The organism is Streptomyces sp. R44 (assembly GCF_041053105.1).
Classification (GTDB): Bacteria; Actinomycetota; Actinomycetes; order Streptomycetales; family Streptomycetaceae; genus Streptomyces.
The window spans coordinates 3,006,990-3,021,648 of the sequence record NZ_CP163444.1; the positions used below are offsets into that span (position 1 = coordinate 3,006,990).

The 14,659-nt window shown below is 70.1% G+C and carries 10 protein-coding genes, 2 tRNA genes and 1 pseudogene; 4 read left to right on the top strand and 9 right to left on the bottom strand.

Annotation, left to right across the window (positions count from 1 at the left end; genetic code table 11):
- Positions 1-5: 5 nt before the first annotated feature.
- Complete coding sequence (locus AB5J54_RS13935; protein WP_369144234.1) at positions 6-1,508, bottom strand: folylpolyglutamate synthase/dihydrofolate synthase family protein; 1,503 nt, start codon at positions 1,506-1,508, stop codon at positions 6-8.
- Between the two features lie 100 nt (positions 1,509-1,608).
- Between AB5J54_RS13935 and AB5J54_RS13940 the strand changes: the two are divergent.
- A pseudogene (locus AB5J54_RS13940) lies at positions 1,609-2,595 on the top strand (rod shape-determining protein).
- Between the two features lie 67 nt (positions 2,596-2,662).
- On the opposite strand, the gene AB5J54_RS13945 reads toward AB5J54_RS13940, so the two are convergent.
- Positions 2,663-3,796 carry a sensor histidine kinase gene (locus AB5J54_RS13945; protein ID WP_369144235.1) on the bottom strand — a complete coding sequence of 378 codons (1,134 nt, stop codon included), beginning with the start codon at positions 3,794-3,796 and terminating at the stop codon, positions 2,663-2,665.
- A 137-nt stretch (positions 3,797-3,933) separates the two neighbouring features.
- Positions 3,934-6,555 (bottom strand): valine--tRNA ligase, encoded by a 2,622-nt coding sequence (locus tag AB5J54_RS13950; protein ID WP_369144236.1) that lies wholly within the window; start codon positions 6,553-6,555, stop codon positions 3,934-3,936.
- A 138-nt stretch (positions 6,556-6,693) separates the two neighbouring features.
- Here AB5J54_RS13950 and AB5J54_RS13955 point away from each other — a divergent pair, with 138 nt between their 5' ends.
- Positions 6,694-7,647, top strand: a complete 954-nt coding sequence (locus tag AB5J54_RS13955; RefSeq protein WP_369144237.1) for a hypothetical protein — start codon at positions 6,694-6,696, stop codon at positions 7,645-7,647.
- Between the two features lie 69 nt (positions 7,648-7,716).
- Here the strand turns inward: AB5J54_RS13955 and clpX are convergent, their stop codons facing one another.
- The 5 genes from clpX to AB5J54_RS13980 form a co-directional block, all read right to left on the bottom strand.
- Positions 7,717-9,000, bottom strand: coding sequence for an ATP-dependent Clp protease ATP-binding subunit ClpX (gene clpX, locus AB5J54_RS13960; RefSeq protein WP_015033605.1), 1,284 nt, complete (start codon positions 8,998-9,000; stop codon positions 7,717-7,719).
- A gap of 174 nt (positions 9,001-9,174) precedes the next feature.
- The gene (locus AB5J54_RS13965; protein ID WP_030684990.1) at positions 9,175-9,837 is read right to left on the bottom strand and encodes an ATP-dependent Clp protease proteolytic subunit; all 663 of its coding nucleotides are present in this window, start codon (positions 9,835-9,837) and stop codon (positions 9,175-9,177) included.
- A gap of 65 nt (positions 9,838-9,902) precedes the next feature.
- Positions 9,903-10,520 (bottom strand): ATP-dependent Clp protease proteolytic subunit, encoded by a 618-nt coding sequence (locus AB5J54_RS13970; protein WP_369144238.1) that lies wholly within the window; start codon positions 10,518-10,520, stop codon positions 9,903-9,905.
- A 240-nt stretch (positions 10,521-10,760) separates the two neighbouring features.
- Positions 10,761-12,149 (bottom strand): trigger factor, encoded by a 1,389-nt coding sequence (gene tig / locus AB5J54_RS13975; protein ID WP_369144239.1) that lies wholly within the window; start codon positions 12,147-12,149, stop codon positions 10,761-10,763.
- A 171-nt stretch (positions 12,150-12,320) separates the two neighbouring features.
- A tRNA-Pro gene (locus tag AB5J54_RS13980) sits at positions 12,321-12,397 on the bottom strand.
- A 132-nt stretch (positions 12,398-12,529) separates the two neighbouring features.
- Here AB5J54_RS13980 and AB5J54_RS13985 point away from each other — a divergent pair.
- Together AB5J54_RS13985 and AB5J54_RS13990 are read left to right on the top strand one after the other, a co-directional pair.
- A tRNA-Gly gene (locus AB5J54_RS13985) sits at positions 12,530-12,603 on the top strand.
- Positions 12,604-12,762: 159 nt separating this feature from the next.
- A complete protein-coding gene (locus AB5J54_RS13990; RefSeq protein WP_369144240.1) occupies positions 12,763-14,328 on the top strand; it encodes a hypothetical protein in 1,566 nt (521 codons plus the stop codon).
- Between the two features lie 73 nt (positions 14,329-14,401).
- On the opposite strand, the gene AB5J54_RS13995 is transcribed toward AB5J54_RS13990, so the two are convergent.
- On the bottom strand, positions 14,402-14,596 hold the full coding sequence (locus AB5J54_RS13995) for a hypothetical protein (RefSeq protein ID WP_041129234.1): 195 nt from the start codon (positions 14,594-14,596) through the stop codon (positions 14,402-14,404).
- Positions 14,597-14,659: the final 63 nt, after the last annotated feature.

Consider the following 14,659-nt stretch of genomic DNA (forward strand, 5'->3'; position numbering starts at 1 on the left):
CGGGTTCAGCCCCTTCGCAGCAGCAGCCGGGCGTCGCCGACCGTGAAGATCGAACCGGTCACGAGGACCCCCGCGCCGCCGTACTCGGCCTCTTCCTCCGCGAGGGTGATGGCCGCCTCGATGGCGTCGGGCAGCCGCGGCTCGACGACGACCCGGTCCTCGCCGAAGACCTCGACCGCGATCGCGGCGAGCGCGTCGACGTCGGTGGCCCGCGGGTTGGAGTTCGCGGTGATCACGACCTCCGCGAAGATCGGCTCGAAGGCCTCCAGGAGCCCCTTGGCGTCCTTGTCGCCGCTCGTGGAGACCACGCCGATGAGCCGGGAGAAGCCGAAGGCCTCGCTGATGCCCTCCGCCGTCGCCCGCGCGCCGTGCGGGTTGTGCGCGGCGTCCAGGATGACGGTCGGCGAGGAGCGGACGATCTCCAGGCGGCCGGGCGAGGCCACCTGGGCGAAGGCCCGGCGGACCGTGTCGATGTCCAGGGTCCTGGCGTGCTCGGCGCCGATCCCGAAGAAGGCCTCGACCGCCGCGAGCGCCACCGCGGCGTTGTGCGCCTGGTAGGCGCCGTGCAGCGGCAGGAAGACGTTGTCGTACTCGCCGCCGAGGCCGCGCAGGGTGAGGAGCTGGCCGCCGACCGCGACCTCGCGGGCTACCACGCCGAACTCCATGCCCTCACGGGCCACGGTCGCGTCCGCCTCGACGGCCTTCTTCAGCAGGACCTGGGCCGCGTCGACCGGCTGCTGGGCCAGGATGACGGTCGCGCCCGGCTTGATGATCCCCGACTTCTCGGCCGCGATCTCGGCGGTCGTCCCGCCGAGCCGGTCGGTGTGGTCGAGGTCGATGGGGGTGACGACTGCGACGGAGGCGTCGATGACGTTCGTCGCGTCCCAGGTGCCGCCCATGCCGACCTCGACGACGGCCGCGTCGACCGGGGCGTCCGCGAAGGCCGCGTACGCCATGCCGGTGAGGACCTCGAAGAAGGAGAGCCGGTACTCCTCGCGGGCGTCGACCAGCTCCACGTACGGCTTGACGTCCTGGTACGTCTCGATGAACCGCTCGGCGGAGATCGGGGCGCCGTCCAGGCTGATCCGCTCGGTGATGGTCTGCACGTGCGGCGAGGTGTAGCGCCCGGTGCGCAGCTCGAAGGCGCCGAGCAGGGCCTCGATCATGCGGGCCGTCGACGTCTTGCCGTTGGTGCCGGTGATGTGGATCGAGGGGTATGCGCGCTGCGGCTCGCCGAGGACGTCCATCAGGGCCGCGATCCGGGTGACGGAGGGCTCCAGCTTGGTCTCGCCCCAACGGGTGGACAGCTCGGTCTCGACCTCGCGCAGCGCCTTGTCCAGCTCGGGGTCCTCGGGACGGCTGGGCACGGGGTCGCCCTGCGGCGGCCCGCCCTGCGTGCGCAGGGTACGGCTGCCGGCCTCGATCACCGCCAGGTCGGGGTCACGCTGGGTCTCGGTGTCGACGATGTCGTCGAACTGGTCGTCGCTCTGGTCGCTCGGCTCGCTCACGGGCCCAGTCTACGGAGGGGCACCGACAGGACGATGGACCCACCCCTTTCGGGACTTTCGGTCCACCGTCGGCGCGATCACCCCGGCAAACTTGGCGATCATGGACATAGGGATCGACCTCGGCACGGCCAACACGCTCCTCTACGCCCGGGGCCAGGGCATCGTGCTCAACGAACCGTCCGCGGTGGCGGTCCAGGAGGGCTCCCGGCAGGCCCTCGCGGTCGGCACGGAGGCGAAGGAGACCTCCCCCTAGGCCCCGGGGCCTGGGGGGACCCCCAGCCGCACACCCGGCTCGATCACCGCGATCCGGCCCCTGAGGGACGGCGTGATCAGCGACTACGAGGCCGCCGAGGAGATGATCCGGCACTTCGTCCGCAAGGCTGTCCCGGGCCGCCGGCGGCCCCGCACCCGGATGGTGGTGTGCGTGCCCAGCGGGGTGACCCAGGTCGAGCGGCGGGCCATCGTGCACGCCTCCCTCTCGGCGGGGGCGCGGGCGGTCCACCTCATCGAGGAGCCGATGGCGGCGGCGATCGGCGCCGGGCTCCCCGTCTCCTCCCCGCGCGGCTCGATGGTCGTCGACATCGGCGGCGGCACGACCGAGGTGGCGGTGATCTCGCTCGGCGGCATCGTCACGGCCCAGTCGCTGCGGGTGGGCGGCGACCGGCTCGACTCGGCGATCACCGACTTCGTCCGCAAGGAGCACTCGCTGCTGATCGGCGAGCGGACGGCGGAGGACGTGAAGGTCGCGATCGGCTCGGCCTGGCCCGTGCCGGGCGGCGAGGACTTCGAGCGGCGGACGTTCACGGTGCGGGGGCGGGAGAAGGTCAGCGGGCTGCCGAGGACGGTGGAGCTGACGGTGCCGGAGGTGCGGGCGGCGCTCGACGAGCCGGTGGAGGCGGTCATCGCGGCCGTACGGGTGACGCTCGAGGAGTGCCCGCCGGAGCTGTCCGGCGACGTGATGGAGCACGGCATCGTGCTGACCGGCGGCGGGGCGCTGCTGCCGGGCCTGGACCTGCGGATGGCCTCGGCGACCGGCATCCCGGTCTTCGTCGCGGACGAGCCGCTGGACTGTGTCGCGCTGGGCTAGGGGCGGTGCGTGGAGGACTTCGACGGGCTCCAGCGGGTGCTGGGGAAGGCGGAGACGGTGCGTTCAGCTAGAGACCCGTCGGGAGCAGTGCCGTCACCACATAGGCGCCGTCCTCCCGGCGGGCCTTCAGCGTGCCGCCCATGCTCGTGACGCGCTCCTCCATCGAGAACAGGCCCGTGCCGGTCGAGACGGGCGCCGGGTCCGGCGGGCTCTTCGGCAGCGGGTTGCGCACCTCGATCCGCAGATCGGGTCCCGCCACGGTGATCGCGACCGTCACGGGCAGGCCGGGCGCGTGCTTGGCGGCGTTCGTCAGGCACTCCCGGACGACGCGGTGGACGGCGGCCTGCCGGAGCGGGGACAGCGCCTTGGCCTCCTCGGCGACCGTCAGTTCGACGGGGCTGCCCATCCGCTCGCTCTCCCCCGCGAGTTCGGTGAGCCCTTCGAGGCCGGGGGTGGCGGCGTCCCGGTCGGCGCGGCGCACGATCGTCTCGTTGAGCATGAGGTGGGCGCGCCGGGCGGTGTCCGCGAGCTCCTCGAAGTCCTTCTGGTGGGTCTCTCCCCTGGCCCGTACGGCGAGCACCTCGGCCCGCACCGCGAGGACGGTGAGCTCGCGGCCGACCAGGTCGTGGACGTCCCGGCCGACGGAGATCCGCTCCTCCTGCACGGCCTGCCGGGCGGCGGCGTCGCGGCGCTGGACCTCCAGGGCGCGGACGAGGTCCTGGCGGTACGCGGCGATGCCGACGCCCGCCGCGAGGACGCCGATCGGGACGACCAGGCTGAGGAAGTCGCTGAGGGTCTCGCCGTGCTCGGCGGGCCAGCCGGGCATGAGGAAGTAGGCGTACGCGACGGCGACGTACAGCAGGGTCGCGGCGGTCGCGGCGCGCCGCCCGCGGAACCGGCCGATCGAGTACAGCGCGAACTGGATCATGGTCAGCTCGTGGAGCCAGCCCATCAGGCCGAGCGCCACCGCGTACGGCAGCCAGGGCAGTCGGCGGCGCAGGACGAGGGTGGCCGCGCCGGCGGCGAGGACGAGGGTCGCGGTGACGCCGGTGAGGGAGTTGTCGGCGCGGGCGAGCCCCGGCACGTCCAGGACCATCAGGCCGAAGGCGCTGAGCGCGGCGACGACGTCGAGGGCGCGGGGCGAGGCGGCCCACCGGTCCACGCAACGGCGGAGCGCGGGGACGGTGGGGAGGCGGAGCATGCCTTCCATCATCCCGGGTCTTTCGTCCCGGGCCCATGGACTTCGGTCACAAGTCGCGTGATGTCACCCACAAACGGACAAAGCCGAAGGGGCCCGGAACCGCGGGAAGCGGTTCCGGGCCCCTTCGGCTGTCCGGATCAGGCCTGCGGCAGGTTCGCCAACTGGGTCTGGATGCGGGCGATGTCCTCGTCCGCCTTGGCGAGACGGCCCTTGATCTTGTCCACGACGTTGTCGGGCGCCTTGGCCAGGAAGGCCTCGTTGCCGAGCTTGGCCTCGGCCTGCGCCTTCTCCTTCTCGGCCGCCGCGAGGTCCTTCGCGAGACGCTTGCGCTCGGCGGCGACGTCGATCGTGCCCGAGAGGTCGAGCGCGACGGTGGCACCGGCGACCGGCAGGGTGGCGGTGGCCGAGAAGCCCTCGCCCTCCGGCTGGAGCCGCAGGATCTGGCGGATGGCGGCCTCGTGCGCGACGAGCGGGGTGCCGTCGAGCGCGAGGCGGGCCGGCACCTTCTGGGCGTCCTGGAGGCCCTGCTCCTTGCGGAAGCGGCGGACCTCGGTGACGACCCGCTGGACGAGCTCGATCTCCTTCTCGGCGGCCTCGTCGCGGAAGCCACTGTCCTTCGGCCAGTCGGCGATCACGAGGGACTCACCGCCGGTGAGCGTCGTCCACAGGGTGTCGGTGACGAACGGGACGATCGGGTGGAGCAGCCGCAGCATGACGTCCAGGACCTCGCCGAGGACCCGGCCGGAGACCTTGGCACCCTCGCCGCCCGCGAAGAACGTGGTCTTCGACAGCTCGACGTACCAGGCGAAGACCTCGTCCCACGCGAAGTGGTAGAGGGCGTCGGCGAGCTTGGCGAACTGGTAGTCGTCGTAGTAGGCGTCCACCTCGGCGACGACGTTGTTCAGGCGGGACAGGATCCAGCGGTCGGTCGCCGACATCTCGGAGGCGTCCGGCAGCGGGCCCTCGATCGTGGCGCCGTTCATCATCGCGAAGCGGGTCGCGTTCCAGATCTTGTTGGCGAAGTTCCGGGACGCCTGGACCCAGTCCTCGCCGATCGGGACGTCGACGCCCGGGTTGGCGCCCTTGGCCAGGGTGAAACGCAGGGCGTCGGAGCCGTACTTGTCCATCCAGTCCAGCGGGTTGACCGTGTTCCCGAACGACTTCGACATCTTCTTGCCGAACTCGTCGCGGACCATGCCGTGGAACGCGATCGTGTGGAACGGCGGCTGCCCGTCCATCGCGTACAGGCCGAACATCATCATCCGGGCGACCCAGAAGAACATCAGGTCGTAGCCCGTGACCAGGACGGAGTTCGGGTAGAACTTCTCCAGGTCCGGGGTCTGCTCCGGCCAGCCGAGCGTGGAGAACGGCCACAGGCCGGAGGAGAACCACGTGTCGAGGACGTCGGTGTCCTGCGTCCAGCCCTCGCCCGTCGGCGGCTCCTCGTCCGGGCCGACGCAGACCAGCTCGCCGTTCGGGCCGTGCCAGACCGGGATGCGGTGGCCCCACCACAGCTGGCGCGAGATGCACCAGTCGTTGAGGTTGTCGACCCAGTCGAAGTAGCGCTGCGACATGTCGGCCGGGTGGATGTTGACGCGACCGTCGCGGACCGCGTCGCCGGCGGCCTTGGCGAGGGTCTCGACCTTGACCCACCACTGCAGGGACAGACGCGGCTCCAGCGTCGTCTTGCAGCGCGAGCAGTGGCCCACGGAGTGGACGTACGGGCGCTTCTCGGCGACGATCCGGCCCTCGGCGCGCAGGGCGGCGACGATCGCGGAGCGGGCCTCGAAGCGGTCCAGACCCTGGAAGGGGCCGTGGGTGGTGATCACACCGCGCTCGTCGAGGACCTCGATGGATTCGAGGTCGTGACGCTGGCCGATGGCGAAGTCGTTCGGGTCGTGCGCCGGGGTCACCTTGACGGCGCCGGTGCCGAACTCGGGGTCGACGTGCGTGTCGGCGACGACCGGGATCGTACGGTCCGTCAGCGGCAGCTTGATCCGCTTGCCGATCAGGTGGGCGTAGCGCTCGTCGTCCGGGTGGACGGCGACGGCGGTGTCACCGAGCATCGTCTCGGCACGGGTCGTGGCGACGACGATGGTCTCCTCGCCCTCGCCGTACGTCATGGAGACGAGCTCGCCGTCGTCCTCCTGGTAGTCCACCTCGATGTCGGAGATGGCCGTCAGACAGCGCGGGCACCAGTTGATGATGCGCTCGGCGCGGTAGATCAGCTCGTCGTCGTAGAGCTTCTTGAAGATGGTCTGGACGGCGCGGGACAGGCCCTCGTCCATGGTGAAGCGGTCCCGGCTCCAGGCGAGGCCCTCACCGAGGCGCCGCATCTGGCCGGCGATCTGGCCGCCGGACTCGGCCTTCCACTCCCAGACACGCTCGACGAAGGCCTCGCGGCCCAGGTCGTGGCGGGACTTGCCCTCCTTGGCGAGCTCACGCTCGACGACGTTCTGGGTGGCGATGCCGGCGTGGTCCATGCCCGGCTGCCACAGCGTCTCGAAGCCCTGCATGCGCTTGCGGCGGGTGAGGGCGTCGATCAGCGTGTGCTCGAAGGCGTGGCCCAGGTGGAGCGAGCCCGTGACGTTCGGCGGCGGGATGACGATGGTGTACGCCGGCTTCTCGCTCTTCGCGTCCGCCTCGAAGTACCCGCGCTCTACCCAGCGCTCGTACAGCGGCCCCTCTACCTCGGCCGGCGCGTACTGGGTCGGCAATTCGGTGGTGGGCGCTGTCTGCTGCTGAGTGTTCTCGGTCACGGGGCCAGTTTAGGGGTGTCCCGGTGCTGTCCTGAAACGCTTTGGTTCGGTAACGGTGTGGCCCCCGCCGCACTTACCGGCCACGGGTTCCGCCAGGATGTTCGGCAGACATAAACATCCTGTGAGGGGAACCTGTCGATGAGCTACAACCAGCCGGGTCCGTACGGCGGCCAGCAGCCCGGTCCTTACGGTCAGCCGGGCCCCTACGGCCAGCAGCCGCAGCAGCCCGGCCCGTACGGCCAGCCGCAGGCTCCGCAGCCCGGTTACGGATACCCCCAGCAGGCCCCGCAGGGCGTTCCGCCGCAGCAGCCCCCCTACGGCTACCCGCAGCAGCCCCAGCAGCCCGGCCCCTACGGCCAGCAGCCCCAGTACGGCGCCCCGCAGGGCCCCGGCGGCTACGTCCCCCACCCGCCGGCCCCGAAGAAGTCCAAGGCCGGCTGGATCATCGGCGCGGTCGCGGCGGTCGCGGCGATCGGCGTGGCCGCGTACTTCGTGATCGGCGGCGGTGGCGGCGCCTCGGTCGCGGACGACGGCCCGCACAAGCTGATCACCCCGGAGACGGTGCTCGGCGAGTACAAGAAGGGCCCGGACAAGGGCAAGTCGAGCGGTGACGACTCCCTCAAGGAGGCCGAGCAGAACGGCGTCAAGAACGCCCAGCAGGTCAAGGCCTCCTACCAGGTGGAGAACAAGGCCAACCCGCTCGCGGCCAAGATGCTCTCCTTCAACGGACTGTACGGCGAGATCGAGGACCCCGAGAAGGTCGTCGACGCCATCTTCACCAGCGCCAAGGTCGAGGCCGACAAGGACGCCGGCAAGGGCGACGCGCCGCAGCTGGAGGGCAGCCCCCAGGCGTACACGCCCGCCGACCTCGACGGCGCGGTCCTGAAGTGCCAGCAGGCCAAGACGAAGGCCGACGCGTCCACCGGCGCGCCCGCGTTCACCATCCCGATGTGCGTGTGGGCCGACCACAGCACCGTGGGCTTCGTCGTCCCGGTCGACATGGCCTCGATGATGTCGGGCAAGGGCGGCTCCCTCGAGGACGCCGCGGCCACCACCGCCAAGCTCCGCAAGGAAGTCCGCGTCAAGGCCTGATCCGAGGCCCGCACACGGAGAAGGGGCGCCCCGCCGGTCGGCGGGGCGCCCCTTCCATGTCCGGGCGGCTCAGGCCGACTTCTCGTGCCTGCCGTCGTTCTTCACGATCCGCGGGACCAGCGTCGGGTTGACGTTGTTGCGGACGACGTCGGCCGTGATGACCACGCGGGCCACGTCCTTGCGGGACGGGACCTCGTACATGACCGACTGGAGGACCTCCTCCATGATGGCGCGCAGGCCGCGCGCGCCGGTGCCGCGGAGGATCGCCTGGTCGGCGATGGCCTCCAGGGCCGGGCGGTCGAAGTCCAGTTCCACGCCGTCGAGTTCGAAGAGGCGCTGGTACTGCTTCACCAGCGCGTTGCGCGGCTCGACCAGGATCTGGAGGAGCGCCTCGCGGTCCAGGTTGTGGACGGAGGTGAGCACGGGGAGACGGCCGATGAACTCGGGGATCATCCCGAACTTCACCAGGTCCTCCGGCATGACCTCCTGGAACTGGTCGCTCGCCTCGATCTCGCGCTTGGAGCGGATGGTCGCCCCGAAGCCGATGCCCTTGGCGCCCGCCCGCGACTCGATGATCTTCTCCAGGCCGGCGAACGCGCCGCCCACGATGAAGAGCACGTTCGTCGTGTCGATCTGGATGAACTCCTGGTGCGGGTGCTTCCGGCCGCCCTGCGGCGGGACGGAGGCGGTCGTGCCCTCCAGGATCTTCAGGAGGGCCTGCTGCACGCCCTCACCGCTCACGTCACGCGTGATCGACGGGTTTTCGCTCTTACGGGCGACCTTGTCGATCTCGTCGATGTAGATGATCCCGGTCTCGGCCTTCTTGACGTCGTAGTCGGCCGCCTGGATCAGCTTGAGCAGGATGTTCTCGACGTCCTCGCCGACATAGCCGGCCTCCGTCAGCGCCGTCGCGTCGGCGATGGCGAACGGGACGTTGAGCATGCGGGCCAGGGTCTGGGCCAGGAGCGTCTTGCCCGAACCCGTGGGACCCAGCAGCAGAATGTTGGACTTCGCCAGTTCGATGGCGTCGTCACGGCCCTGCGCGCCGCCGTTCTCGCCGGCCTGGACGCGCTTGTAGTGGTTGTACACCGCGACCGAGAGGGCCTTCTTCGCGGGCTCCTGCCCGACGACGTACCCCTCGAGGAACTCGTAGATCTCGCGGGGCTTGGGGAGTTCCTCCCACCGCACCTCGCTCGTCTCCGCGAGTTCTTCCTCGATGATCTCGTTGCAGAGGTCGATGCACTCGTCGCAGATGTACACACCGGGTCCCGCGATGAGCTTCTTCACCTGCTTCTGGCTCTTTCCGCAGAACGAGCACTTGAGCAGATCGCCGCCATCACCGATGCGTGCCACGAGGTGCTTCCCCTTCGCCTGGGAGCGCTTGGTTCAGCGACTCCTGGTGCCTCATATTCGACGGTACCTTGCCGGGCCCCCCGTTCGGGCCCCCCTTGGCACGGTTCACATGGTCGCGATTCGGCCACGAGGGCCGCGAAGGCCCTGCGAACCGTGCCGAGAGAAGGTCGGGCGTCAGCGCTCGGCGGAGGCCGTGCTCTTGCGGGTGGAGACGATCTGGTCGATCAGGCCGTACGCCAGGGCGTCCTCGGCCGTCAGGATCTTGTCGCGCTCGATGTCGTCGCGGATCTTCTCGATCGGCGTCGAGGAGTGCTTGGCCAGCATCTCTTCGAGCTGGCTGCGCATGCGCAGGATCTCGTTGGCCGCGATCTCCAGGTCGGAGAGCTGCTCACGGCCGGTGCCGCCGGAGGGCTGGTGGATCAGCACACGGGCGTTCGGCAGGGCCATCCGCTTGCCGGGGGTGCCGGCGGCGAGCAGCACGGCCGCGGCGGAGGCCGCCTGGCCCATGCAGACCGTCTGGATGTCGGGCTTCACGAACTGCATCGTGTCGTAGATGGCCGTGAGGGCGGTGAAGGAGCCGCCGGGGCTGTTGATGTAGATCGAGATGTCGCGGTCCGGGTCCATCGACTCCAGGCACAGCAGCTGCGCCATGACGTCGTTGGCGGAGGCGTCGTCGATCTGCACGCCGAGGAAGATCACGCGCTCCTCGAACAGCTTCGCGTACGGGTCGTACTCGCGCACGCCCTGCGAGGTGCGCTCGACGAAGCGCGGCACGACGTAGCGGTTGTCCATCGGCGCGCCGGTGTAGAGGCCGCTCGGGGAGAGGTTGTTCTGCATCTGGGTGTTCACCGTCCTGGTGGCGTTCAGAGGGGGCTGGGGGCTCTTCGGCGGGCTGCCGGCGCTCAGGCGCCCGTGCCGCCGCCGCCCGGAACACCCGCGGCGTGCGTGATGATGTCGTCGATGAGGCCGTACTCCTTGGCCTCCTCCGCGGTGAACCAGCGGTCGCGGTCGCCGTCGCGGATGATCGCCTCGACGGTCTGGCCGGAGTGGTGCGCGGTGATCTCGGCCATGCGCTTCTTGGTGCGCAGGAGGTACTCGGCCTGGATCTTGATGTCGGAGGCGGTGCCGCCGATGCCGGCGGAGCCCTGGTGCATCAGGATGTCGGTGTTCGGCAGCGCGAAGCGCTTGCCGGGGGTGCCGGCGGTGAGCAGGAACTGGCCCATGGAGGCCGCCATGCCCATGCCGATGGTGACGACGTCGTTCGGGATGAACTGCATGGTGTCGTAGACCGCCATGCCGGCCGTCACCGAGCCGCCGGGGCTGTTGATGTACAGGAAGATGTCCTTCTCCGGCTCGGCGGCCAGGAGGAGCATCTGCGCGGTGATCTTGTTGGCGATCTCGTCGTCGACCTGCTGGCCGAGGAAGATGATCCGCTCGCCGAGCAGCCGGTTGTAGACATGGTCGCCGAGGCCGCCACCGATGGACGGCTCACCCGCGGCGTAAGGCTTCAGATTCGTCACGTATCCACCTGCTCGTCTCCGACGGCCCCAAGCCGTCTCAGCGTCTTGTTCTGAGGGCAGTGCCCTCGTATTCATGGACCCTAACGCGCAGGTCGGACAACGCCATCCCGGTTCCCGAACTGTTCGCTGGGAGCGCAAGGTAGTTGGGGGTGTGTAAGGGGATCCGCGTACGTCCACGGGCCCGTACGCACAGGAGTGCGTACGGGCCCGTGGAGCAGGGTCCGCCGGGGGCGGGGGCCCTTACTTGTCCTCGGAGACCTCGGCCTCGCCGGTGACGGCCTCGACGGCCTCGGCGGCGGCCTCGACGACCTCGTCCTCGTCGTCCGAGAGGTCGACGACCTCACCGTTGGTGTCCTTGACCGTGGCGGCCTCGACGACGACCGCGAGGGCCTTGCCGCGGGCGACCTCGCCGACGAGCATCGGCACCTGGCCCTGCTGGGCCACGGCCTGGGCGAACTGGTCGGGGCTCATGCCGGAGGAGGCGGCACGGCGGAACAGGTGCTCGGTGAGCTCCTCGCGGGAGACGTCGAGCTTCTCCTTGTTGACGAGCTCATCGAGGATGAACTGCGTCTTGATGCCCTTCTCGGCCTGCTCCTTGGTCTCGGCCAGGAACTCTTCCTCGGTCTTGCCCTGGATCTCCAGGTACTTCGCGAGGTCGAGGCCCATCTGGCCGAGCTGGTGGTGCTCCAGGTTGTGCTTGCGGGTGTTGATCTCGTCCTCGAGAAGCTTCTCGGGCATCGGGACCTCGACCAGCTTGAGGAGCTCGTCGAGGACGCGCTCCTGGGCCTGGGTGGCCTGGTCGAACTGCTTCATGTTCTCGAGGCGCTTGCGGCTGTCGGCCTTGAGCTCGTCGAGGGTGTCGAACTCCGACGCCAGCTGCGCGAACTCGTCGTCGAGCTCGGGGAGCTCACGGGCGGCGACGGTGGTGACCTTGACGGTGACCTCCGCATCCTTGCCCTCGGCGGAGCCGCCCTTCAGCTGCGAGGTGAAGGTGGCCTCGCCGCCGGCCTCCAGGCCCTTGACGGCCTCGTCGATGCCGTCGAGGAGCTCGCCGGACCCGATGGTGTACGAGACGTCCGAGGCGACACCGTCGGGCAGGACCTCGCCGTCGACCTTGGCCTCGAGGTCGATGGTGACGACGTCGCCGTCCTGGGCGGCGCGCTCGACCGGGGAGGTCGAGGCGAAGCGCTCGCGGAGCTGCTCCACGGACTTCTCGACGTCCTCGTCGGTGACCTCGACCGCGTCGACGGTGACCTCGATGCCGGAGTAGTCCGGGATCTCGATCGTCGGGCGGATGTCGACCTCGGCGGTGAAGGCCAGCAGCTCGCCGTCCTTCAGCTCGGTGATGTCGACCTCGGGCTGGCCGAGCGGGTTGACCTCGGCCTCGTTGACGGCCTCGGTGTAGAACTTCGGGAGCGCGTCGTTGACGGCCTCCTCCAGCACGGCGCCGCGGCCGAACCGCTGGTCGATCACGCGAGCCGGGATCTTGCCCTTACGGAAGCCCTTGACCGTGACCTGCTGGTTGATCTTCTTGTACGCCGCGTCGAGGCTGTCCTTGAGCTCCTCGAAGGGCACCTCGACAGTGAGCCGAACCCGGGTCGGGTTCAGGGTCTCCACGGCGCTCTTCACGGTTCGGTCTCCTTGTGGCTGATTCCTGGAATCCGCCGGGGCCGCGTGTGGCGGTTCCGGCGGGTCGGCCCGGTCAGAAAGACACACGGGCACGCAGCTTGCATAGTAACCGCAAGCGGGATGACGCCCACAACGTGATCAAGAACGCGCGAGGTGGGCGCGTGATCGTCATGGTCGGGGTGGCGGGATTTGAACCCACGGCCTTCCGCTCCCAAAGCGGACGCGCTACCAAGCTGCGCCACACCCCGTCGGTGCGACACGTAGGGTACATGGACGGGGACTGTGCGGCGCCCCCTGTTTTCCGGGTGTGCGCGATACGCCCCTGACCGGCTACCATGCTCCTCGTGCCGCGGTCCTCGGGACCTGCGGCGCGATGCTGTGCGGGTGTAGCTCAATGGTAGAGCACTAGTCTTCCAAACTAGCTACGCGGGTTCGATTCCCGTCACCCGCTCCAACAGGCCCACGGCCCGGTCCGCTTCTCGCGGACCGGGCCGTGGTCGTTTCCCGGTCACGTCTGGCGCGGACCCCTCTGTTCCGCCGTTATTTCCGCGCGCACGCGCCCTGCCCGGGGATACGTTCCCGCCGTTGATCAACGGATCCGGGGAGGGAACACATGGAGAAGAAGAGAAGACCCGCCGTGGTGGCCGCGCTGGCGCTGGCCTGTGCGGCCGGGCTGCTGGGCGGCGGGACCGCGCGGGCGGCGGAATTCCCGTACACGCCGGCCGAGCCGACGCTCTGGCCGGGCGGGTGCGCGACGGCCGGCGAGCTGCCGTGGGTGGGGAACAACGACCTGAGCCTGTCCGTGAAGGCGGCGGGCGACGGCGACGGGGCGCTCGTGAACACCCGTTTCCAGCTGTGGAAGCAGGGCGAGGAGGCGGCTCCCGCGGTCGACGTGCTCGTCGCCACGGTCCCCGGGTCGACGGCGCGGCTCCAGGTGCTGCGGGCGCAGGTCCCGCAGGAGGGGCCCTACTGGTGGCAGGCCCGTATCGAGGGGGCCACGGGGGCCTCGGCGTGGACCGCGCCCTGTGGATTCAGGACCGACCAGATGGCTCCCGAGACTCCCGCGGTCACGTTCACGGACTCCGAGCAGTACCCGCAGGGGGCGCCTTCCGGGGTCACCCGGACGGTGCGGTTCAGCCTGCCTCCGGGCACCGAGGCCAAGGGCTTCTGCTTCAACCCCGAGCGGGAGATCGGGGTGTCCGAGAACGGCTGCGACAGCCAGTGGGTGCCCGTGGAGGCGGACGGGACCGCGACCGCCACCTTCGTCTCGCCCGAGCGCACCGGACCCGCGACGCTCTATGCCCGGACGGTGGACCGGGCGGGCAACATCTCCCCGACGGCATACGGGTACTACAAGGTCGCGTACCCCTTCATCGAGCCGTTCGGCGACTACGACAGTGACGGTCGCCCCGATCTGCTCGGCGTCGACGCGGCGGGCCGCCTGACGCTGCTCGCGGGCCGGGAGGGCGGCGGCTTCGCGGCGCCGACCGCGGCCGACGCCCGGGACTGGACGAACACCCGTGTGGCGCGGGCCGGCTGGCTGCTCAACCGGTACGGGCCGCAGCAGGCGAACGACGTCCGCAACGACCTCGTGGCGCTGCGGGACGGGAAGCTGTTCGCGTACCCGGGCGACGGCGAGGGCGGCTTCGGGGAGCCGGTGGAGATCACCGGGTTCGACTGGTCCGGTGTCACCCGGTTCGCGGTCAGCCGCCAGGACTACGGTTCCCCGGGCCTGGTCGCCGTGCAGAACGGCCGGTTGCTCTACTTCACCGTGTACTCCAGCTGGCAGGGCATCCACGTCTCCGAGCCGACGGTCCTCGCCGCGAGCGGCTGGGGAACGAAGGAGCTCGTCGCCTCGGACACCACCCCGAACGCCCTCCTGGGTGCGTTCTGGGCGCGTGACACCCGCAGCGGCGCGCTGGAGTACTTCGGCGTCGACTACGGCACGGACGCTCCACAGCAGCTGGTCGCACCCGTGACGGTCGCTGCCTCGGGCTTCAGTGCCCGGCAGGTGCCCTCGCTGGTCGCCGTCGGGGACCTGACCGAGGACGGGCGGATCGACCTGGTCACCGGTGACCGGCAGGGCGCGCTCGCGCTGCGACCGGTGGGCGAGGACGGGGCTCCGGGCGCCGCCCAGGCCGTCCAGGGCGCGGTGCCGGCCGGGACGCGGCTGTTCTGACCCGACCGGTCTCACGCGAAGGGCCCCCGCCGGTCTCGGCGGGGGCCCTTCGTCGTACGCGCGGCACGCCCGCTCAGAACTTTATGGCGGCGATCGTCTGCGTTATCGAGTCCAGGAAGCGCTGGATGTCGTCGGCCATGCCGGTGGAGGCGAGGAAGAAGCCGAAGAGGACCGCGACCACGGCCGGGCCGCCCTTGAGGTTCCCCCCGCGGATCAGCACCACCAGGATGATTGCCAACAGCAACACCACAGACAGTGAAATGGCCACAACTGATCACACCCTTGGTCGGTCCCACCTTGCCCACCAGGGAGCCCCTGTCTCGGAACACCC